Source organism: Sphingomonas immobilis (assembly GCF_030580995.1).
In the GTDB taxonomy this organism is placed as follows: domain Bacteria; phylum Pseudomonadota; class Alphaproteobacteria; order Sphingomonadales; family Sphingomonadaceae; genus Sphingomonas; species Sphingomonas immobilis.
Map to the genome: position 1 here is coordinate 91,955 of NZ_JAUQSZ010000016.1, position 20,053 is coordinate 112,007.

A 20,053-nucleotide genomic window follows, 5' to 3' on the forward strand; every position below is an offset into this window, starting at 1 on the left:
GGCGAACATGCGGCCGGGGCCGCACCGGTCAGGGCTTGCGGGGCGCAATCGCGTCCGCCCCGCGCGTCTTGCCGGCCGTGAGTAGCGGACGCCCCGGCCTGGTCGCTCGACGCCTGGGATAAAATGCCATGTCTGCCACTCGCTCGACGAACGAATCCTTCCTCTGGCCGCTGGCGCTCGCCGCCACGGCGATCCTCGGCACGCTGGTGACCGCGTGCATGATGCCGTTCGTCGGCGTGGCGGTCGCCAGCGCCGCGACGATGCCGCGCGGTCGCGCCGCGCTGACCATCGGCGGGGTGTGGGCGATCAACCAGATGCTCGGCTTCGGCCTGCTCGGCTTCCCGCTCGATGCCTTCGCGCTGAGCTGGGGCGCGGCGCTGCTGCTCGCCAGCCTCGCGGCGATGCTCGTGGCGGCCACGCTCCTCGGCACGCGCCGCGATTTCGGCTGGCGTCTGTTCGCGGGTTTCGTGGCCGCCTTCGTCGCCTATGAGGCCGCGCTGTTCGCCTTCGCGCTCGTCGCGGGTGGTGCCGGCACCTTCACGCTGTCGATCATCGCGCAGCTCGCCGCCAATGATGCGCTGTGGTTCGCCGCGCTGATCGCGCTGCACCTTGGCCTGACGCGCGCCGCGCCGGGATGGTTCGGCGCGGGCCTCGCGCTCCGGTCGGCATGACCGCGCTTCCCCGCGTCGTCTCGCTGCTGCCGAGCGCGACCGAGATCGCGGTCGCCGTCGGCCTGGGCGACGGGCTGGTCGGCCGCAGCCACGAATGCGACTTCCCGCCGTTCGTGGCGGCACTCCCGGTCTGCACGTCGACCAAGCTCGAAAAAGGGCTGACATCGCTGCAGATCGACGACCGCGTGCAGGAGATCGTTCGGCAGGGCCTCTCCGTCTACGAAGTCGACGCGCCGCTGCTGCGCTCGCTGCGGCCCGACGTGATCCTGACGCAATCGCAATGCGCGGTCTGCGCCGTCACGCCGCGCGATCTCGAGGAGGCGCTGTCGGACTGGACCGGCACCGCGCCCGTGCTGCTTTCGTTCGCGCCCGATGCGCTCGGCGACGTGTGGGGCGATCTCCGCAGCGTCGGCGCAGCCACGGGTCGGGAGGCGGCGGCCGAGAGCGCGGTCGCGCAATTGCAGGACCGGCTCGAAACGCTGCGCGCGAAAAGCGCCGCGCGCGGATCGCGGCCCACCGTCGCCGCGATCGAATGGATCGATCCGCTGATGGCGGCCGGCAATTGGGTGCCCGAACTGATCGAGATCGCCGGGGGCACGCCCCTGTTCGCCGCACCGGGCCAACATTCGCCGTGGCTCGACTGGGATGCGCTCGTCGCCGCCGATTCCGATCTCATCGTGATGATGCCCTGCGGCTATCAGATCCCGCAGACATTGGGCGATCTCGCCCCGCTCATCAGCCGCCCCGGCTGGCGCGACCTCACCGCCGTGCGCAAGGGCCGCGTGTTCGTCGCGGACGGGCATCATTATTTCAACCGGCCGGGCCCGCGCCTCGTCGAATCGGCGCAGATCATCGCCGAGACTATCGCGGCGATGGACGGCGGCACGCATGAAGGCATGGGCTGGCGGCGGCTGGAGAGCGTACCCGCGTGACCCAGCCGGTGCTGATGTGCTGGAGCGGCGGCAAGGACAGCTGCGTCGCGCTCCACGACCTGCAACGCGCGGACGAGTGGCGCGTCACCGGCCTGCTCACCACCGTCACGCGCGATTACGACCGGATCAGCATGCACGGCGTCCGCGCCGAGCTGCTCGACCGGCAGGCGGCGGCGCTCGGACTGCCGGTCGAGCGCGTGTTCATCGATGCCGGGACCGACAACGGCGGATACGAGGCGGCGATGACGGCGGCGCTGGACCGGCACCGCGCGGCGGGCACGCGGCACGTCGCGTTCGGCGATCTCTTCCTCGAAGATATCCGCGCCTATCGCGAGGCGATGCTGCAGCCCCTGGGGCTGGAGGCGGTGTTCCCGGTCTGGGGCCGCGACACGCGCGCGTTCGCGGAAGCCTTCATCGCGGCGGGCTTCCGCGCGGTGCTGGTCTGCGTCGATCTGTCGGTGCTCGACGCCAGCTTCGCCGGTCGCGCCTATGATGCCGCGCTGCTCGCCGATCTGCCGCCCGGCGTCGATCCCTGCGGCGAGAATGGCGAGTTCCACAGCTTCGTCTTCGATGGCCCCGATTTCGCCGCGCCCGTCGCGATCGAGATCGGCGAGACCGTCATCCGCGACGGCTTCGCCTTCCGCGACCTGATTCCCGCCTAGATTACTCCGAACGGCACGACCTTGTTGGCCGCGTCATGCGCGATGTCGGCGGGGCCGAGATAGGGCACGCCCATCTCGCCGCACCAGCGCGTGATCATCTGCTCGGGCGTTTCGGCGAATTCGGGCGTGTTGGGGATTACGTCGGTGATCCGCCCCAGCCGCACCCCGGCGATGCCCTTCAACTGCGTCGCGTGCGCCATCTGGAACAGCATCCGGTCGACGCGGTAGAGCGGCTCGGACACTTCCTCGATCATCAGCACGTGATCGGTGAGGTCGGGCAGCCAGTGCGTGCCGATCAGCGCGTTGAGGATCGAGAGGTTGAACGCCGCCACCGGCCGCTTGCCGTCGAGGCTCGGCTCGAGCGAGGCCTTGTCGCCGTTCACCAGCCACGCGAGCGCGCGCATCGCGCAATGCCCCTGGTCGTCCTTGCGGTTGATCTCCGAACAGACCGGCCCATGTGTCGGCCGCCCGATCCGCGCGGCGTAGAGCGCGCCGAGCATAAAGCCGATGTCCGAATAGCCGAGATAGGTCTTGTGCTTCGCGGCTGTGCCGAGCTTCGGCATCACATCGTGCAGGATGCGGTTCGATCCGTAGCCCCCGCGCGCGAACCAGATCGCGTCGAACGCCGGATCGTTGGCGAACTCCAGGAACGCCGCCGCGCGCACCGCGTCCGATCCGGCGAAATGCCCGTCCTGCAGAAAGCATTGCGGATGGAACACGATCTCGACCTGCGGAAAGGTGATCGCCGCCAACGCCTTGATCCGCGGCTCGACGATGGGATCGATGCGGCCAGCGGGCGCGCAGACTGCGATTTTCATGGCTTCAATCCCGACCCTACCGACCCCTCAACCGTTCGTGCTGAGCGAAGTCGAAGCACGTGCCCGGGGCACGCCCTTCGACAGGCTCAGGGCGAACGGAGCAAGGGGTTGCCCGTCATTCGCCAAACACCGATAGCGTCGCACCATGGAATCCACCAAATCCTCTTTCCCAAATCCCTACTTCTTCGTCGGCGTCGGCGGGTCGGGCATGATGCCGCTGGCGATGATCCTGGCCGGGCGCGGCGCGGCGGTGTCCGGCTCGGACCGCTCGCTCGATCAGGCACGCCTGCCCGCCAAGTTCGAGGCGTTGCGCGCGCTCGGCATCGATCTGTTCCCGCAGGACGGCAGCGGCATCGTCTCGGCGGACCAGATCGTCGTCGCCTCCGCCGCGATCGAGGCGACCGTTGCGGACATCGTCGCCGCCGATGCGGTCGGCGCGAAGCGGCTCAGCCGCGCGCAATTGCTCGCCGACCTCTTCAACGCGAGCGACCTGCCGATCGGCGTAGCGGGAACCAGCGGCAAGTCCACCGTCACCGGCATGATCGGCTGGATCCTGCACGCCACGGGCCGTGACCCGACCGTCATGAACGGCGCGGTGATGAAGAATTTCGCAGCGCCGCAAGCGCCCTTCGCCTCGGCACTCGTCGGCGGCGGCGCGGCGTTCGTCAGCGAAGTGGACGAAAGCGACGGCTCGATCGCGCTCTACGCGCCCAAGATCGCGGTGCTCAACAACGTCAGCCTCGATCACAAATCGCTCGAGGAGCTGCGCGCGCTGTTCGGCGATTTCGCGGGCAAGGCCGAGACGGTGATCCTCAACATCGGCGACGAAGAGACCGCCGCGCTCGCCGCCGCGCTGCCGCGCGCGCCCGTCACCTTCGCAATCGAAGCCGCCGCCGATCTCGCCGCCGCCAACCTCGCGCCGGAGCCGTTCGCCATCGCCTTCGATCTGGTCGCGGACGGCGAGACGCACCGCGTGCGCCTGTCGGTGCCGGGCCGCCACAATGTTTCGAACGCGCTCGCCGCCATCGGCGCGGCGCGCGCTGCCGGCGTGCCGCTCGCCGATGCGATCGCAGCGGTCGCCGGCTTCACCGGCCTCAAGCGCCGCTTCGAGCTGGTCGGCGAAGCCAGCGGCGTCGCGGTGATCGACGATTTCGGGCACAACCCGGACAAGATCGCCGCCACGCTCGATACGCTCCATGCCTTCCCCGGCCGCCTGCTCGTGCTGTTCCAGCCGCACGGCTACGGCCCGCTCAAGGTGATGCGCCACGCCCTCGTCGCGATGTTCAGGGAGAAGCTCGGACCGGACGATATCCTCGTCCTGCCCGATCCCGTCTACCAGGGCGGCACCGTCACCCGCGAAGTCACCAGCGCCGACCTGATCGCCGACATCGGGGGCCTGTCGCGCCACATCCCCGACCGCGCCGAGGCAGCCGCCGCGCTCGTCGCCGAGGCCCGCCCCGGCGACCGCGTGATCGTCATGGGCGCGCGCGACGATACGCTCAGCCAGCTCGCCGCCGATATGCTGACACAAATCGGGCGCAGGCTCGTTTAGTCCCGCAAAGGAGTCGCCCCCGATGTTCCGCCGCCTGTTCCTCGATCATCCCGCTTCGGTCGGGGAGAGCTATGGCGAGCATTTCGGCGTCGCCACGCGCACCGGCATGACGATGATCGGCGCGGGCCTCGCGGCGCTCGTCCACGGCCTGCTCCCCTTCGCCTTCAAGACCACCGGCAGCCGCACCATCATCCGCCTCCACACCGAAATCGCCCAGAAGCGCGCGGCGCAGGCGGCCGCCGAGGACCAGAAGAAGACGGTGGAGTTCGTCATCTGATCTGACAAGCACGCTTGACTGACAAGCTCGCTTTACTGTAAAGCTTCCCTTACTGATTCGAAAGGGAGCTTGTCATGTCCTGCCATCCGCGCACCCGCGCTTTCCGGCGTTACAACATCCGCGTGATCTGGCTGAGCCTCGGCTATGCGGCCGCCATCCTGTTCGCGACCTATGCCTTCAGACATCACCTGCTGAGCGGCGCGATCGTCTATTTGATCGCCGTCCTGCCGGCCTTGCCGATCATCGGCATGTTCGTGGCGATGGGGCGGTACATCACGGAGGAGACGGACGAATATCAGCGCCTGCTCCTCACCCGGCAGATGCTGTGGGCGACCGGCTTCGCGCTGAGCGTCGCGACCGTCTGGGGTTTCTTGCAGGCCTATGACCTGATCGAGCGCGTCGACGGCTATTGGGTGGTGGTCCTCTGGTATTTCGGCCTCGGGCTCGGCAGCGTCGCCAACGCCGTGATCGAGCGGAGGGCGGCATGAACAACCGCCTCCGCGTGCTCCGCGCCGAGCGGAACTGGAGCCAGGGCGACCTCGCCGAGCGGCTCGACGTATCGCGCCAGAGCGTCAACGCGATCGAGACCGGGCGCTACGACCCCTCGCTCCCGCTCGCCTTCAAGATCGCCGAGCTGTTCGATCTCGCCATCGAACAGGTGTTCACCAGCCCGTCGAAGGAAACCCCGCAATGACCGCCGCACAGAAAGGCCGCCTCGCCGCCGCCATCGCCCTGCCCTTTCTCCTGCTCCATTTCGCCGCGCAGGCCGATGCCGCCGCGCACACCGTCGATCGCGTGACACACGTGCTGCGCGCCTGCCTCTCGGAACCGCGCTAACCACTTGCGACGCTTGACCGTTCCCCCGCGCTGCGCTCCAACGAGCGGGCCGGGGGAGCGCGATGCCGTACGATTCGAGGGACGATAAGGCTTTCGCCTTCGACGGGGACTGGCGCGAATTCGCGCCGATCGCGCTGACCAACCTGCTGCTCTGCGTCGTCACGCTCGGCGTCTATCTGTTCTGGGCGCGCACGCGCGAACGGCGATATCTCTGGAGCCGCACGCGCTTCATCGATGACCGGCTCGAATGGACCGGCACGGGGCTGGAGCTGTTCATCGGCTATGTCTTCGCGCTGGTGCTGTTCGCCATCCCCTTCTCGCTCATCAACTTCATCGCGCTGAACGGGGCGATGATGCGCGGGCACGAGGGGCTGGCGGCGCTGATCGGCTTCGTCATGTACCTGTTCCTCATCTCGCTGACCGGCGTCGCGATCTTCCGCGCGCTGCGCTACCGGCTCAGCCGCACGTTGTGGCACGGCATCCGCGGCGGCAGCGACGCCTTCGGGCTGGCGTTCGGCTTCAGCTATCTGTGGAAGACGGTGCTGGGCTCGTTCGCGCTCGGCCTGCTCATTCCCTGGTCGATGACAAGCCTGTGGAACGAACGCTGGGGCCGCATGAGCTTCGGCCCACACCGCTTCCATGCCGAGGCGCGCGCCGGGTCGATCTTCCTCAAGTTTCTGCTCTTCTATCTCGCGCCGATCATCGCGTTCTTCGTGATCGCGATCCTGTTCGCGATCTTCGGCGTGTTCGCGGCGATGCTCGGCGGCTTTCCGCAGGGCGGCAGCGAAGGCGGCGGCGCTCCGCCCGAGGGGTTCATGGTGATCCTCTTCGCCATCGGCGCGGCGGCCTATCTGCTGTTCTTCGTCGTGCTCGGCGTGGTCGCTTTGGTCTATTATTCGGCCTATTTCAGCGAGGCGGTCGGCAAGCTGACGCTCGGCGAGCTGCAATTCGCCTTCACCGCGACGACGAAGGACTGGATCAGGCTGTTCCTCGGCAATTTCCTGCTGGTGATCTGCACCTTGGGCGTGGGGCAGGTGTTCGTCGGCTATCGCAACTGGACGTTCTTCATCCGCCACATGCATGCGTACGGCGAAATGAACCTCGACACGCTGACGCAATCGACCACGCGCGAGCCGGGGCAAGGGGAAGGGCTGCTCGATGCTTTCGACATCGGCGCGATCTGACCGTAGCGACCCGCCCGGCACGATCCGGGTGTGGCATTACGACGGCGTCAACGGCCTGCGCCGCGCGCCGGTCTTGGTGGTGGACGGCGACCGCTTCACGCTGGCCGAGAACGGCGCGAGCGACGGCCCCTACGCCTTCGCCGATCTCCTCGCGCGCGACGCCGTGGCGGGCGAGACGGTATTCGGGCTCAAGGGCCGCACCGGCTGGCGCATCGGCTTCCCGGAAGGCGTGCCCGACGTCCTGAAGCCGCTGCTCCCCAAGCCGACGCGCTACGGCGGCTTCATCGACCGGATCGGCCTGTGGCCCGCCGCCGCCGGTTCGGCGGTGATCGCCGCCATCGTCGTGGTGATCGTGCTCAATTCCCCCAGCGTCCTCGCCCGCGCGGTGCCGCCCTCGGTCGAGCGCCAGCTCGGCGACCTGATGACCGGCGATTTCGGCGACCGCAGTTGCGCCGGGCCCAACGGCCCGCAGGCGCTCTCCGCGCTGGTCGAGCGTGTCGATCCCGGTGACGGCGACATCGACGTGCGCGTCGTCAATCTGCCGGTGGTCAACGCCGTCACGCTGCCCGGCGGGCATATCGTGCTGTTCGACGGGCTGATCCGCAAGGCTGTCTCGCCCGACGAGGTGGCGGGCGTGCTCGCGCACGAGATCGGCCATGTGAAGCACCGCGACGTGATGGAATCGCTGCTGCGGCAACTGGGGCTCAGCGTACTGCTCGGCGGGCTCGACGGGCATGTCGGCGGCTATACCAACGCATTGCTCGCCTCGGCCTATTCGCGCGATGCGGAAGCCCGCGCCGACGATTACGCGATGACGGCGATGCAGAAGGCCGCCGTCACGCCGCTGCCGACCGCGCAATTCTTCACCCGCCTGTCGAAGGGCGAGGATGCCAAGGGCGTCGGCCGCCTCACCGCCTATTTCGCCTCGCACCCGATGTCGCACGACCGCGCCGCCAAGTTCCTGGCGAGCGCGAAAACCCACAAGGGCGACCGCCCCGCGCTGGATGCGGACCAGTGGGCGTCGCTGAAGGGCATCTGCAAGACCGATCCCGAGGCGCAGAAGAAGCCGAGTTTTCGGTTCTGACGGGCGCAGGTGCGTCGTCCGGCATCGCCGGGGACGGCACCGCGCGCGAAGCGCAGCGCCCGGCACGGCCGGCGGGTCGGCGCGAAGCCCGAACCCGGCCGACGGCTTTGCCGTCGGCGCGCCTGTGGTGAAAGTACCCGCTGTCCTACACGCCGGAAACCTGCGACGGTGACGACCGCTCTTTCTCATCGTCGGCCGTCCGCGAACCGCAAATCCAACGCGCGTTCCCTAGGCACACGCGCGTCCGATCAGTGCAATTTTGGAAACAATCGAGCCTGACATTTTCGATTCAGGCGTCAATCTGTCAAGCGAGCTATCACTCTGGCAGACGCGCGACACTGGCGCCAACCCCGCCGCACTCCTAGAAGCGCGGCCATGACCGATCCCCGCCCCAAGCTCGCCTACCATCTCACCCCCGGCACCCGCCCGGCGGTCGTGTTCTTGCCCGGCTACGCCTCCGACATGACCGGCGGCAAGGCGACCGCGATCGAGGCTTGGGCGAAGGCGAACGGCCGCGCGTGCCTGCGCTTCGACTATGCCGGTTGCGGCGCGTCCGAGGGCGATTTCGAGGACCAGTCGCTCGCCGGGTGGCGCGACGACGTGCTGGCGATGATCGCGCTGATCGACGGCCCGGTCATCCTCGTCGGATCGTCGATGGGCGGCTGGCTGATGCTGCTCGTCGCGCGCGATCATCCTGCCAAGGTCGCCGGGCTGGTCGGCATCGCCGCCGCGCCCGATTTCACCGACTGGGGCTTCACCGTCGAGGAGAAGCTGGCGATCCTCTCCGAGGGGCGGATCGAGCGCCCCTCCGACGATCCCGCGCACCCGATGGTCTATACCCGCGCCTTCTGGGCATCGGGCGAGGCCAATCGGCTGATGTTCGGCCCCATCGCCATCGACGTGCCGGTGCGGCTGATCCACGGCATGGGCGATGTGGTGGTGCCGTGGAACCGCTCGCTGCGGCTGGCCGAGCTGATCCGTTCACCCGATGTGCAGGTCACGCTCGTCAAGGATGGCGACCACCGGCTGTCGCGCGAGGGGGATATCGCGCGGCTGCTCTCGCTGATCGAGGACATTGCGTGATCCTGTCCCTGTTGCTCGCCGCCGCGCAGACTGCCCCCGCGCCTCCGGCCCCCGCCCCCTCGCCGCTGGAGGAACGCTACGACCGCTGCATCGGCAGCGCGACGCGTCAGCCCGCCGTCGCCGAAAGCGAGGCGAGCCAGTGGCTGCTGCAGGGCGGATCGTTCCTGGCCCACCAGTGCCTCGGCATCGCCTATGCGACCGAGATGCGCTGGACCGCTGCCGCCACCGAGTTCGAGCTGGCGGCGCGTGGTGCGGAAGCCGCGAAGGATATGCGCGGCGCCTTCTACTGGGCGCAGGCCGGCAATGCCTGGCTCGCCGCCAAGGATGCGGTGAAGGCGCGCGCCGCGCTCGACGCCGCGCTCTCGCCGGGCTCGCTCAAGGGCATCCAGCGCGGCGAGGCGTTTCTCGACCGCGCCCGCGCCTTCTTCGCCGGCGGCGACGTGACGGCGGCGCGCGCCGATCTCGACCGCGCGCTGGTCGATGCCGCTGACGATCCGCTCGCGTGGTTGCTGTCGGCAACGCTGGCGCGGCGCGGCGGCGACCTGCCCCGCGCCAAAGCCGACATCGCCGAGGCGCTGAAACGCTCGTCCGACGATGCGGCGGTGCAGCTCGAGGCGGGCAACATCGCCGCCAGCGCGGGCGACGAGGCGGGCGCGAAGAACGCCTGGGACAAGGCCGCCAACCTCCAGCCCGGCAGCGACGCCAACCGCGCCGCCCGCACCGCGCTCCTGCAGTTCGAGGTCAAGCCGTAGCTGGCACCGAGCCGTCCGCAGCCCTATCTTGGCAATCTGCAATCACGGAGCGCCCTTTGAAATATCTCCACACCATGATTCGCGTTTCGGATCCCGACGCCACGGTCCGGTTCTTCGAGCTGCTCGGCCTCAAGGAAACGCGGCGCTTCGACAATGAGAAGGGCCGCTTCACGCTGATCTTCCTGGCAGCCCCGGAGGATATCGCCGAAAACGGCGAGCGCGCGCAGGCCGAGGTCGAGCTGACCTACAACTGGCCGCCCGAAGGCGGCTCCGGCGAGGCCTATGCCGGCGGGCGCAATTTCGGTCACCTCGCCTACCGCGTGCCCGATATCTATGCGACCTGCCAGCGGCTGATGGATGCTGGCGTGACGATCAACCGCCCGCCGCGCGACGGCCACATGGCCTTCGTCCGCACGCCCGACAACATCTCGATCGAGCTGCTGCAGGACGGCTATCTCGAACCTGCCGAACCCTGGGCGAGCATGCCGAACACGGGCGAATGGTGAGCGCGGCGCGCGCCTTTCTCGACCTGACCGGCGCGCGGTTTCCGGTGATCCAGGCACCGATGGCGGGGTTCGCCGGTGCCGATCTGGCGTCGGCGGCGATCGGCGCTGGCGCGGTGGGATCGCTCGCCTGCGCGACGCTGGATTCCGCCGGGGTGATTTCCGAGGTCGCTGCAATCCGGGGCCGTGCGGAAGGGCCGCTCAACCTGAATTTCTTCTGCCACACGCTGGGGCAGACGCCCGACGACAGCGCGTGGCGAGACACGCTGGCACCCTTCTACACCGCGGAAGGCGTTGCCCCACCAACGACCGCGCCGACGCTGCGCCGGCCCTTCGATTTGGCGATGGCCGAGGTGGTCGAGCAGGTCCGTCCCGAGATCGTCAGCTTCCATTTCGGCCTGCCCGCGCCCGACCTGCTGGCGGGCGTCCGGGCAAGCGGCGCGCTGATCTTCGGCAACGCCACAAACCTTGCCGAAGCGCGCTGGTTGGCCGCACAAGGGTGCGACGCGATCATCGCGCAAGGGTCCGAGGCGGGCGGGCACGCCGGCCATTTCCTCGACGGCCATCACCCGGTCGCACTCGCCAACCTTGTGCCGCAGATCGTCGCGGCGGTCGATGTGCCAGTCATCGCGGCGGGTGGCATCGCCGACGCGGGCGACGTGCGCGCGGCGATGGCGCAGGGCGCGGGGGCGGTGCAGGTCGGCACCGCCTATCTGCGCACGCCCGAAAGCCTTGCGTCCGCCACTCACCGTGTCGCGCTCGACAATGCTGGCGCGGAGGACACGGTTTTCACCAACCTCTTCTCCGGCGGCATGGCGCGGGGCCTGCGCAACCGGCTGATCAATACGCTCGGCCCGGTCCACGCCGCCGCCCCGCGCTTTCCTTATGCCAGCGCCGCGCTCGCGCCATTGCGGGCACAAGCGGAGCGCGAAGGACGCGGCGACTATTCGCCTTTATGGGCGGGCGCTGGCGTCCACCGCGCCAACACCGGGCCCGCCGCCGATCTCACCCGCCGGCTCGGTGCGGCGGCGCTCGTCCTTCAGGAGCAACACGCATGACCGCGCTCGAAATCGTCCGTATCCCGGTGCTGACCGACAATTACGTCTGGCTCGTCCACGACGCCACGTCCGGTGAGACCATGGTGGTCGATCCCGCCGTCGCCGATCCGGTGCTGGCCGAAGCCGACCGGCGCGGGTGGCGGATCGGGCAGATCTGGAACACGCACTGGCACCCCGATCACACCGGCGGCAACGCCGACATCAAGGCCGCGACCGGCGCGATCATCAGCGGGCCCGCCGGCGAGGCCGAGCGCATTCCCACACTCGACGTGCAACTGCGCGAAGGGGAGACGGTGCGGCTCGGCGATCATGTCGCGCAGGTGCTGGAGGCACCGGGGCACACCGCCGGGCACATCCTGTTCCATCTGGCGGAGGATCACGCGATCTTCGTCGGCGATACTCTCTTCGCCATGGGCTGCGGCCGCTTGTTCGAGGGCGACGCGGCGCAGATGTTCGGCAACATGCGCCGCCTCTCCGCGCTGCCCGAAGACACGCGCGTCTATTGCGCGCACGAATATACCCAGTCGAACGGCCGCTATGCACTCGTCGCCGAGCCGACCAACGAAGCGATCAAGCGGCGGATGCAGGCCGTGGACGCGGCGCGCGCGGCGGGCGAGCCGACCGTGCCCACCACGATCGCGGCGGAACGCGCCACCAACCCTTTCCTGCGCGCCGGAAGCGCAGCCGAGCTCGCGGAACGGCGCGCAGCCAAGGATGTTTTCAAGGGTTGAAGCTGCTATCCTCGGTAGCGGGGGACGTGAAAGGAACCGGACGATGTACCGCTTGATCCTGCCCGCGATGCTGCTGGTCGCCAGCTCCGCTGCCTTGTCCTCCGACAAGGGTTACGAGGCGCGCGAGGCCGCCGCCAACAAGGTTCGCCTCGACGATGCGTTGGCGGGGCTCGTGCCAGGCAAGCCGCAACAATGCGTCGAGACGCGCTTCACCGAAGGCACGCAGCGGATCGGCGATACGATCCTCTACGGCAGCTCGCGGCGAATGCTGTACCGTGTCGATACCAGCGGCGGCTGCCGGCTGGACGACGACGACATCATCGTCACCAAGGTCTTCGGCTCGCAACTCTGCGGCGGCGACCTGATCCAGACGGTCTCGCGCGTCGGCCGCTTCCAGACCGGAAGCTGCACCTTCCGCGAGGTCATCCCCTATCGTCGCGCGCCGAAACCCTAGGGTTTGACGCCCAGCTGGGTGAGCGTGAAGGCCAGCGCCTCGGCGGTATCGCGGTAGCGCTGGAACCGGCCCGACTTGCCGCCGTGCCCGGCCTCCATGTTGACGCGGAAGACGAGCGGCTTCCTGCCCGTCGCATTGGCGCGCAGCTTGGCGACCCATTTGGTCGGCTCGTAATATTGCACCTGTGAATCCCACAGGCCGGTCGAGACGAACAGCGCCGGATAGGCTTTCGCCGCGACATTGTCGTAAGGCGAGTAGCTCAGCATATAGTCGTAAGATGGCTTTTTCGCCGGATTACCCCATTCGTCATATTCGTTGGTGGTGAGCGGAATGCTGGCGTCGAGCATCGTCGTCACGACATCGACGAAGGGCACCTGCGCGTAGATCGCGGCATAGTCCGCCGGGGCCATGTTGGCGACGCCGCCCACTAGCAGCCCGCCCGCGCTGCCGCCCTGCGCCGCCACCCGGCCCTTCGCCGCATAGCCCTTGGCGACGAGATCGCGCGTCACGTCGATGAAGTCGGTGAAGCTGTTCTTCTTGTGAAGCAGATGGCCGTCGTCATACCATTTGCGGCCCATCTCCTGCCCGCCGCGAACGTGCGCGATGGCATAGACCATGCCGCGGTCGAGCAGGCTCGGCACCACCGGGTTGAACGCCGGATCCATCGAATTGCCGTAGCTGCCGTAGGCATATTGCAGCAGCGCCGCCTTGCCGTCCCTTTTGAAGCCCTTCTTATAGACGAGGCTGACGGGCACCTTCGTGCCGTCGCGCGCGGTCGACCAGACGCGCTCGGTGACGTAGTTCGCGGCATCATAGCCCGGCACCGGCTGCACCTTGAGCACACGCCGCTCGCCGGTCTGCGCGTTGACCTCGTAGGTGGTCTGCGGCGTCGTCAGCGAATCGTAGGTGTAGCGCAGCCAGCGTGTGCCCGGCTCCTCATTGGTCGCGATCGCCATCGCATAGGCGGGTTCGTCGGACTGGACGTAGGTCGCCTTGCCGACCGGCGGCACGATGCGCAGCCGCTTGACCCCGCCCGATCGCTCGGCGACGGCGATGAAACCGTCGAACGGCTTGAAATCCTCGATGAACACGTCCGCGCTGGTCGCGATCAGGTCCGACCACGCCGCCAGCCCTTCACCGACGCTGTCGTCGCCGACGACCATCAGCTTGTAATTCGGCGCCATCCGGTTAGTGCGGATGATCCAACGATCATCGATATGATCGGCCTGATATAGATGATCGCGCTCGCGCGGGGCGATGAGCTGGAAGCTCCCGGGGTCGGCGGCGGAGGTGCAGCGCTGCTCGGTGGCGACGGTGCTTTCTTCCTCGATGCAGACATACTTGTCGTCGGTGGTGCGCTTCAGCCCCATGTAGAAGCTGTCGTCCTTCTCCTCGTAGACGAGTCTGTCGGCGGAGGCGGGCGCGCCAAGCACATGCGCCTTCACCCGCTTCGACAGCAGGGTGACGGGGTCCTTCTCGATATAGAAGAGCGTCTTGTTGTCGTCGGCCCAGACGATATTGGGCTCGACGTTCGGGACGGTATCGGGGAGCGCCGCGCCGCCGGCGATGGCCTTCACCTTCAGCACATATTGCCGCCGCCCGATCTTGTCCTCCGCATAAGCGAGCAGGCGATCGTCGGGGCTGACGACACGGTCGCCGACGGAGAAGAAGCCACTGCCCGCCGCCATCTTCGACTGGTCGAGCAGGATTTCCTCGGGCGCGGTCATCGTGCCCTTGCGCCGCGCGACGATCGGATAGTCCGCGCCGGTCTCAAAGCGGGTGTAATAGTGATAGCCGTGCTTCAGATAGGGGACCGAGCTGTCGTCCTGCTTGATCCGGCCGACGATCTCCTTGAAGAGCGTGTCCTGCAGCGGCTTGGTCGGCGCGAGCACCGCATCGGCATAGGCATTCTCGGCCTTGAGATAAGCGAGCATCTCCGGGTTCTTGCGCGTGTCGTCGCGCAGCCAGTAATAGTCGTCCTCGCGTGCGCCGTTTGGCGACGTCACCTGAAACGGCTTCTTTGCGGCAACCGGGGGCTTCGCCGTCTGCGCGAGCGCCGACGCGGACATGACGAGTGCGAGCGCCAACACGCTGGTTTTCATGATCACTTGGTGCCTCCCGTCGTGACGGCAGCCGGTTTGACGGGTTCTTCGAGGATCGGGCCGACCAACTCCGCAAAGGTCTTGATGTTCATGGCCGTGGCCTTGGCGTAGCGAACGATCCCGTTGCGATCGATAATGTAATTCGTCGGGACGGCGTTGCCGATTGGCCCGTAATCGTCACTGATATATTTGACGAGCGGATAGTGCAGGACTTTGGTGAGGCGGCCCATGCGGCTGATATCGGCGGTATCCAGCGTCAGTACGCCGAAGATGCGCAACCCCAGCTTGGCACCGTTGACCTGCATCTGGTCCAGCGTCGGCATCTCCTCTTTGCAGGGTCCACACCATGTCGCCCAGAGATTGAGGATGACGACCTGGCCGCGCAGGTCGGCGAGCGTCACGCGCGTGCCGTCCGCAAGCCGCATCTTGAAATCCGGGGCAGGTTGACCGACGACGATCTTTTGCCGGGCCAGCGCCGGTGGCGCTGCCACGACAAGCATCGCGAACAGCGCCGCGAACGCCACCTTGTATTTGCCCATGCCGACGTTCCCCCTGCCGATATGGCGAGGAAAAGAAAAGGATAACGGGCTCAAGTCAAGCTATTGCACAGCCTCCGCGCGACGCCTCAGAGCACGAAGCGCGACAGATCGGTGTTGCGCGCGATGCCGGCAAGCTGTGCCTCGACATAGGCCGCATCGACCACCACCGTCTGCCCCTGTCGGTCCTCGGCCTCGAAGCTCACCTCTTCGAGCAGTTTTTCCATCACCGTCTGCAGGCGGCGCGCGCCGATATTCTCGATCTCGCCGTTCACCTCGGCGGCGATCTTCGCGACGGCGCGGATACCCTCCTCGGTGAATTCTACGCCGACGCCCTCGGTGGCGATCAGCGCGACATATTGCTGCGTCAGCGAGGCCTTGGTGTCGCTCAGGATCGCTACGAAATCGTCCTCGGTCAGCGCCTTCAGCTCGACGCGGATCGGCAGGCGGCCCTGCAATTCGGGCAGCAGGTCGCTGGGCTTCGCCACATGGAACGCGCCCGAGGCGATGAAGAGGACGTGGTCGGTCTTCATCGGCCCGTATTTGGTGGCGACCGTCGTGCCCTCGATCAACGGCAGCAGGTCGCGCTGGACGCCCTCACGGGACACGGAACCGCCGCGCACGTCGCTGACCGCGATCTTGTCGATCTCGTCGAGGAAGACGATGCCGTTCTCCTCGGCATCGGCCAGCGCGATGCGGCTCACCTCGTCCTGGTCGAGGCGCTTGTCGGCCTCCTCCTCGACCAGCTTCTCCCAGGCGGCGGGCACGGTGAGTTTCCGCCGCTTGAGCTGCTGTCCGCCGAAACCCTTCATCATCTCGGTAAGATTGATCATTTGCGGTGCCGCGCCGGGAATTTCGAACGGCATCTGCGGCGCGGCCTCGAGTTCGATCTCGATCTCGGTCGCGTCGAGATGACCGTCGCGGAAACGCTGGCGGAAGGCCTCGCGCGTCGCCTCGCTAGCGCCCTTGCCGGTGAGCGCGTCGAGCAGGCGGGCCATCGCCGCGTCCTCGGCCTTGTCCTTCACCGCAACGCGGCGGCGCTCCTTCTCCAGCCGGATCGCCTCCTCGACAAGATCGCGCGCGATCTGCTCGACATCGCGGCCGACATAACCGACCTCGGTGAACTTCGTCGCTTCGACCTTGATGAACGGCGCATCCGCCAGCTTGGCCAGACGGCGGCTGATCTCGGTCTTGCCGCAGCCGGTGGGGCCGATCATCAGGATGTTCTTCGGGGACACCTCGTCACGCAGATCCGCGCCGAGCCGCTGCCGCCGCCAGCGATTGCGCAGCGCCACGGCGACCGCCTTCTTGGCGTCCGACTGGCCGATGATGTGCGCATCGAGCGCGCGGACGATGGCCTTGGGAGTGAGTGCGTCGTTCATTCTTCTCTTCCAAAGCCCCTCCCCTTCAGGGGAGGGGTTGGGGGTGGGGGATGTCTCGCAGAGGGTGGCGCTTTTGACTGCCCCACCCCAACCCCTCCCCTGAAGGGGAGGGGCTAAGATCAGGTCAAGCCGCCTCTTCGATCGCTTCGACGGTCAGCCGGTCGTTGGTGTAGACGCAGACTTCCGCCGCAATCGCCATCGCCTTGCGGCAGATCGTTTCGGCATCGGCTTCGTAATCGACCAGCGCGCGGGCGGCGGCGAGGGCGTAGTTGCCGCCGGAACCGATCGCGGCGATGCCCGCCTCCGGCTCCAGCACGTCGCCGTTGCCGGTCAGGATCAGCGTCACGTCCTTATCGGCGACGATCATCATCGCCTCCAGGTTGCGGAGGTACTTGTCCGTCCGCCAGTCCTTCGCCAGCTCGACCGCCGCGCGCAGCAACTGGCCGCGGTGCTGCTCGAGCTTGCGCTCCAGCCGCTCGAACAGGGTGAAGGCATCCGCCGTCGCCCCGGCGAAACCGCCGATCACCGACCCGTCGCCGAGGCGGCGGACCTTCTTCGCATTGGGTTTCATCACCGTCTGGCCCTGCGTCACCTGGCCGTCTCCGGCGATGACGACGCGGCCGTTCCTGCGCACGCTGAGGATCGTGGTGCCGTGCCACACCAATTCATTGTTCCCGCTCATGCCGGGCGATGTGGGATCGTTCTCCGGGCGGCGCAATCCCCTACTTGGCCCCTTGCGAGGCTGACGGCCCTCCTATAGTTGCTGCGAAGTCAAACGGGAGGTCTACCATGATGAGCTTAGTAATCGTGCTGGCGCTGGCCGGACAATTCTCGATCCCGAAACCCTCGGTCACCGTTTCCGTGCCGACGGTGCGCGCGCCTTCGATATCGGCACCTTCCGTTCCGTCCATCTCGCTGCCGGTGAACGTCAAACCCGTGACAAGCACGGCCACGACGGCCGCCACCACGACAGCGCCCCAGCTTACGCTGAGCGAGCGGCGCGATCAGCTTATCCTGGGCAGCCAGGAATTGCTGAAGAGCGCGCGGGCAAAGCTCGCCGCGACGCCGGTCTCGGCGGCTCCGCCTGCGCCCGGCGCCGCGCCGGACCTGCGCGCCGCGCTCGACGCGCAGATTCAGACGACGGCGACCGACTACGACTTCATGGCGCGCCATTCCCGCAGCGACGCGGCGGGTCTGGAAGCGGCGATGGACAAATCGGCGAAGTCCAACGAAGCGCTGGCGAACATCCTGAAGAAGATGTCCGAAACCTCCCAGACGACCACCGGCAACCTGAAGTAACCGGGCTCAGTTCAGCAGCGCCTCCGTCGTCCGGTCCTCGGTAAAGCCCGTGGCGACGGTGGTCGCGGGGCGCAGACCCTCGCGCTCGCTCGCCGGGACGGGGGCGGTCGGATCGGGGCGAAAGGCGTCGGGCGCGCGGTTGGTGCCGGCCGGGGCGGCATCGAGCGCCAGATCGGGCGCGGCATGTTCGCCGCCCGCCGGCAGCAGGCGATCGAGCAGACCGAAGCGGAACGCCGCGGCAACGCCTGCCGCCAGCGCACCGAACCCGGCGGCGACGCCGATCGCGGTGTTGCGGGCGGAGTGATCGGCCTTGAAGCGGCCGTGGCTGTCGCGTGCCTGAACCATCTGAAATCTCCTCGTTAATCCCGCTCGTCGCCCAAACCAGCGGTGCGGCGCGTCGTTCCCGGGATGCGGCGAAGCGTGCCCGATCCGCCGCCGCCGGGGCCTGCCCGCCCGGAACGGCCCGCGCCGCCAAAGGTTAACAGCGCCCATGGGGCAACCAACCCCGCCGGCTTCGAGAGCGGACGGCGGACGACAGGAGCAAGACCATGCGAACTCCCCTCAAGATCGCCCTCGGTGTGGCGTTGATGGGCGCGGCCGCACCGGCGCTCGCGCAGAGTGACACCTATTACGGCGATGCCGATGACGTGACCGTCTACGGATCGCGCGTGCCAGACGACGTGACGACATTGTCGCAGCGGGTGAGCTACGACGATCTCGACCTGCGCTATGCCGCCGACCGCGAGGTGCTGCGCGGGCGGGTGCGCGACAGCGCCGCCGACGTCTGCGAACGGCTCGGCGAGAGCGATTCCGGCCGCAGCTTCGGCTCCTCGTGCCGCGACGACGCGCTGAACGGCGCGATGCGCCAGGTACGCTATGCCGAGCGCCAGTACGGCCCGGCATACAGCTATCTCAGCGCGCGCCGCCGCGATTACTGACATCACCGGCACGTTCGGATCGGGGCCTCGCGGTGCGGGGCCCCATTTCGTGCGGGGCCCCTCCCCGTCGGGCTTGCGCGCCGGAACCGCCTCCGGTCATAAAGGTTAACGCCGAGACACCGGCTTTCGAGTCGGCGGCGTAACGAGGAGGTTCCAGGATGCGTTTTCCGTTCGTATCGGCCGCGATCGGCCTGCTCGCCATCGCCGGGGCGGCACCCGCTTCGGCACACCAGATCCAGTATCCGCGCGATTACAGCGCCGACGATATCGTCGTGTACGGCACGCCGCGCCTGCCCGACGAGGTGACCTCCGCCTCGCAGCGGGTGAGCTATGCCGACCTCCACCTGCAATATCCCGAGGACCGCCGCGAGCTGCGCCGCCGCGTCAGTTTGAGCGCGGACTATGTCTGCGACGCGCTGGGCGAGGACGACCGGGCGAGCAGCAGCCTGCTGTCGACCTGCCGCGACGTCGCGATCCGCGACGCGCTGCGGCAGGTGCGCAGCATCGAGGCGCGCTACGCCTGGGAGGACAGGCGCTATGGCGACCGCGCGTATAGCGACCGCGCGCCGAGCCACGTGTGGTTGCCCAGCCGCGAGTGGTGAGGCGCGGCGGAGCAGCGACATTAGAGTTAGAGTTCGCTTGACAGATTGACGCCTGAATCGAAACTGTCAGGCGTCATCGTTTCCATTTTCGCTCCAATCCTCCAGCCGCGCACGCACCTCCGCATCGCTCAGCACGGGCGGGAGGATCGCGTCGATATCCTCCAGCATCGCGGGGAAGAGCTGATGCAGTTCCACGTCCGATAGATTGGGGTGGATCGGCGCAGGCTGATGCCGCAAGGCCCCCAGCAGCATCCGCGTATCATATTCGACGCGCGTGCCGACCTCCTGCCCGCGCCAGCGCACCGCGACTTCCGTTCCGTTGATCGCCCGGTCGATCGCGAGATCGAGCATCGCCCGCCGCGCCAGCATCATCGCCGTATCCCAGGCGAGCGAAAAGACCGAATTGGGCATCCGGTTACGCAACTGATAGGCGGACTGGCGCGACAGCCCGACATGATCGGCGGCGAGGTTGACGCTGCCCTGCTGCGCGAGATGTTCGATGAACGCGCGCTGGCGCTCCGGCGTCCAGCCGGGCGCGCTCAGGCGGCGGAGCGCCACGAGCGCGCGCGGCGCGGAGGGCACGAGCACCTCCGCCC

At 67.8% G+C, this 20,053-nt stretch carries 25 protein-coding genes and 1 pseudogene; 19 read left to right on the top strand and 7 right to left on the bottom strand.

Going from position 1 to position 20,053, the window contains the following annotated elements; genetic code table 11:
* The first annotated feature begins 128 nt into the window (after positions 1 to 128).
* From Q5H94_RS19270 to Q5H94_RS19280, 3 genes are read left to right on the top strand one after another with little or no spacing between them, the layout of a single operon-like run.
* Positions 129 to 671, top strand: a complete 543-nt coding sequence (locus tag Q5H94_RS19270) for a hypothetical protein (RefSeq protein WP_304562881.1) — start codon at positions 129 to 131, stop codon at positions 669 to 671.
* Positions 668 to 1,603: a cobalamin-binding protein gene (locus tag Q5H94_RS19275; protein ID WP_304562882.1), complete on the top strand. Its 936-nt coding sequence runs from the start codon at positions 668 to 670 to the stop codon at positions 1,601 to 1,603. The genes Q5H94_RS19270 and Q5H94_RS19275 overlap by 4 nt, the downstream gene beginning before the upstream one ends.
* Positions 1,600 to 2,265 (top strand): Dph6-related ATP pyrophosphatase, encoded by a 666-nt coding sequence (locus Q5H94_RS19280; RefSeq protein ID WP_304562883.1) that lies wholly within the window; start codon positions 1,600 to 1,602, stop codon positions 2,263 to 2,265. Before Q5H94_RS19275 ends, Q5H94_RS19280 begins: the two co-directional genes overlap by 4 nt.
* Here the strand turns inward: Q5H94_RS19280 and Q5H94_RS19285 are convergent.
* Positions 2,262 to 3,083: an LD-carboxypeptidase gene (locus tag Q5H94_RS19285; protein ID WP_304562884.1), complete on the bottom strand. Its 822-nt coding sequence runs from the start codon at positions 3,081 to 3,083 to the stop codon at positions 2,262 to 2,264. The two genes, Q5H94_RS19280 and Q5H94_RS19285, sit on opposite strands and share 4 nt — an antisense overlap.
* A 145-nt stretch (positions 3,084 to 3,228) precedes the next feature.
* On the opposite strand from Q5H94_RS19285, the gene Q5H94_RS19290 reads away from it, so the two are divergent.
* The 13 genes from Q5H94_RS19290 (at position 3,229) to Q5H94_RS19350 (ending at position 12,598) form a co-directional block, all read left to right on the top strand.
* Entirely contained in the window at positions 3,229 to 4,635 is a 1,407-nt protein-coding gene (locus Q5H94_RS19290) for a glutamate ligase domain-containing protein (protein ID WP_304562885.1), read from the top strand.
* A 22-nt stretch (positions 4,636 to 4,657) separates the two neighbouring features.
* Complete coding sequence (locus Q5H94_RS19295) at positions 4,658 to 4,912, top strand: DUF6356 family protein (RefSeq protein WP_304562886.1); 255 nt, start codon at positions 4,658 to 4,660, stop codon at positions 4,910 to 4,912.
* A gap of 74 nt (positions 4,913 to 4,986) precedes the next feature.
* Entirely contained in the window at positions 4,987 to 5,400 is a 414-nt protein-coding gene (locus tag Q5H94_RS19300; protein ID WP_304562887.1) for a hypothetical protein, read from the top strand.
* On the top strand, positions 5,397 to 5,606 hold the full coding sequence (locus Q5H94_RS19305) for a helix-turn-helix transcriptional regulator (RefSeq protein ID WP_304562888.1): 210 nt from the start codon (positions 5,397 to 5,399) through the stop codon (positions 5,604 to 5,606). The genes Q5H94_RS19300 and Q5H94_RS19305 overlap by 4 nt, the downstream gene beginning before the upstream one ends.
* Complete coding sequence (locus Q5H94_RS19310) at positions 5,603 to 5,749, top strand: hypothetical protein (RefSeq protein ID WP_304562889.1); 147 nt, start codon at positions 5,603 to 5,605, stop codon at positions 5,747 to 5,749. The genes Q5H94_RS19305 and Q5H94_RS19310 overlap by 4 nt, the downstream gene beginning before the upstream one ends.
* A gap of 62 nt (positions 5,750 to 5,811) precedes the next feature.
* Positions 5,812 to 6,933 carry a YjgN family protein gene (locus Q5H94_RS19315; protein ID WP_304562890.1) on the top strand — a complete coding sequence of 374 codons (1,122 nt, stop codon included), beginning with the start codon at positions 5,812 to 5,814 and terminating at the stop codon, positions 6,931 to 6,933.
* Positions 6,908 to 8,017 (top strand): M48 family metallopeptidase, encoded by a 1,110-nt coding sequence (locus tag Q5H94_RS19320; protein WP_304562891.1) that lies wholly within the window; start codon positions 6,908 to 6,910, stop codon positions 8,015 to 8,017. Before Q5H94_RS19315 ends, Q5H94_RS19320 begins: the two co-directional genes overlap by 26 nt.
* A gap of 375 nt (positions 8,018 to 8,392) precedes the next feature.
* On the top strand, positions 8,393 to 9,100 hold the full coding sequence (locus Q5H94_RS19325; RefSeq protein ID WP_304562892.1) for an alpha/beta fold hydrolase: 708 nt from the start codon (positions 8,393 to 8,395) through the stop codon (positions 9,098 to 9,100).
* Positions 9,097 to 9,852: a tetratricopeptide repeat protein gene (locus Q5H94_RS19330; protein ID WP_341850123.1), complete on the top strand. Its 756-nt coding sequence runs from the start codon at positions 9,097 to 9,099 to the stop codon at positions 9,850 to 9,852. The genes Q5H94_RS19325 and Q5H94_RS19330 overlap by 4 nt, the downstream gene beginning before the upstream one ends.
* 74 nt (positions 9,853 to 9,926) lie before the next feature.
* The gene (locus Q5H94_RS19335; protein WP_304562893.1) at positions 9,927 to 10,358 is read left to right on the top strand and encodes a VOC family protein; all 432 of its coding nucleotides are present in this window, start codon (positions 9,927 to 9,929) and stop codon (positions 10,356 to 10,358) included.
* Entirely contained in the window at positions 10,352 to 11,413 is a 1,062-nt protein-coding gene (locus Q5H94_RS19340) for an NAD(P)H-dependent flavin oxidoreductase (RefSeq protein WP_304562894.1), read from the top strand. The genes Q5H94_RS19335 and Q5H94_RS19340 overlap by 7 nt, the downstream gene beginning before the upstream one ends.
* Positions 11,410 to 12,144: a hydroxyacylglutathione hydrolase gene (gene gloB, locus Q5H94_RS19345; RefSeq protein ID WP_304562895.1), complete on the top strand. Its 735-nt coding sequence runs from the start codon at positions 11,410 to 11,412 to the stop codon at positions 12,142 to 12,144. The genes Q5H94_RS19340 and gloB overlap by 4 nt, the downstream gene beginning before the upstream one ends.
* 43 nt (positions 12,145 to 12,187) lie before the next feature.
* Positions 12,188 to 12,598 carry a hypothetical protein gene (locus tag Q5H94_RS19350; protein WP_304562896.1) on the top strand — a complete coding sequence of 137 codons (411 nt, stop codon included), beginning with the start codon at positions 12,188 to 12,190 and terminating at the stop codon, positions 12,596 to 12,598.
* On the opposite strand, the gene Q5H94_RS19355 is transcribed toward Q5H94_RS19350, so the two are convergent.
* From Q5H94_RS19355 to hslV, 4 genes are all read right to left on the bottom strand, one after another.
* Positions 12,595 to 14,700, bottom strand: coding sequence for a S9 family peptidase (locus Q5H94_RS19355; RefSeq protein WP_304562908.1), 2,106 nt, complete (start codon positions 14,698 to 14,700; stop codon positions 12,595 to 12,597). The genes Q5H94_RS19350 and Q5H94_RS19355 overlap by 4 nt on opposite strands.
* 2 nt (positions 14,701 to 14,702) lie before the next feature.
* Complete coding sequence (locus Q5H94_RS19360; RefSeq protein ID WP_304562897.1) at positions 14,703 to 15,239, bottom strand: TlpA family protein disulfide reductase; 537 nt, start codon at positions 15,237 to 15,239, stop codon at positions 14,703 to 14,705.
* 86 nt (positions 15,240 to 15,325) lie between these two features.
* Positions 15,326 to 16,618: an ATP-dependent protease ATPase subunit HslU gene (hslU, locus tag Q5H94_RS19365; RefSeq protein ID WP_304562898.1), complete on the bottom strand. Its 1,293-nt coding sequence runs from the start codon at positions 16,616 to 16,618 to the stop codon at positions 15,326 to 15,328.
* Between the two features lie 124 nt (positions 16,619 to 16,742).
* Complete coding sequence (gene hslV / locus Q5H94_RS19370) at positions 16,743 to 17,300, bottom strand: ATP-dependent protease subunit HslV (RefSeq protein WP_304562899.1); 558 nt, start codon at positions 17,298 to 17,300, stop codon at positions 16,743 to 16,745.
* A 125-nt stretch (positions 17,301 to 17,425) separates the two neighbouring features.
* On the opposite strand from hslV, the gene Q5H94_RS19375 reads away from it, so the two are divergent.
* Positions 17,426 to 17,917, top strand: a complete 492-nt coding sequence (locus tag Q5H94_RS19375) for a hypothetical protein (RefSeq protein WP_304562900.1) — start codon at positions 17,426 to 17,428, stop codon at positions 17,915 to 17,917.
* 6 nt (positions 17,918 to 17,923) lie between these two features.
* Here the strand turns inward: Q5H94_RS19375 and Q5H94_RS19380 are convergent, their stop codons facing one another.
* A complete protein-coding gene (locus Q5H94_RS19380; protein ID WP_304562901.1) occupies positions 17,924 to 18,262 on the bottom strand; it encodes a hypothetical protein in 339 nt (112 codons plus the stop codon).
* Positions 18,263 to 18,465: 203 nt separating this feature from the next.
* Here Q5H94_RS19380 and Q5H94_RS19385 point away from each other — a divergent pair, with 203 nt between their 5' ends.
* Positions 18,466 to 18,855: a UrcA family protein gene (locus Q5H94_RS19385; protein ID WP_304562902.1), complete on the top strand. Its 390-nt coding sequence runs from the start codon at positions 18,466 to 18,468 to the stop codon at positions 18,853 to 18,855.
* Positions 18,856 to 19,013: 158 nt separating this feature from the next.
* Positions 19,014 to 19,457, top strand: coding sequence for a UrcA family protein (locus Q5H94_RS19390; protein ID WP_304562903.1), 444 nt, complete (start codon positions 19,014 to 19,016; stop codon positions 19,455 to 19,457).
* 66 nt (positions 19,458 to 19,523) lie between these two features.
* On the opposite strand, the pseudogene Q5H94_RS19395 reads toward Q5H94_RS19390, so the two are convergent.
* Positions 19,524 to 20,053, bottom strand: a pseudogene (locus Q5H94_RS19395) (hypothetical protein); the annotation flags it as partial.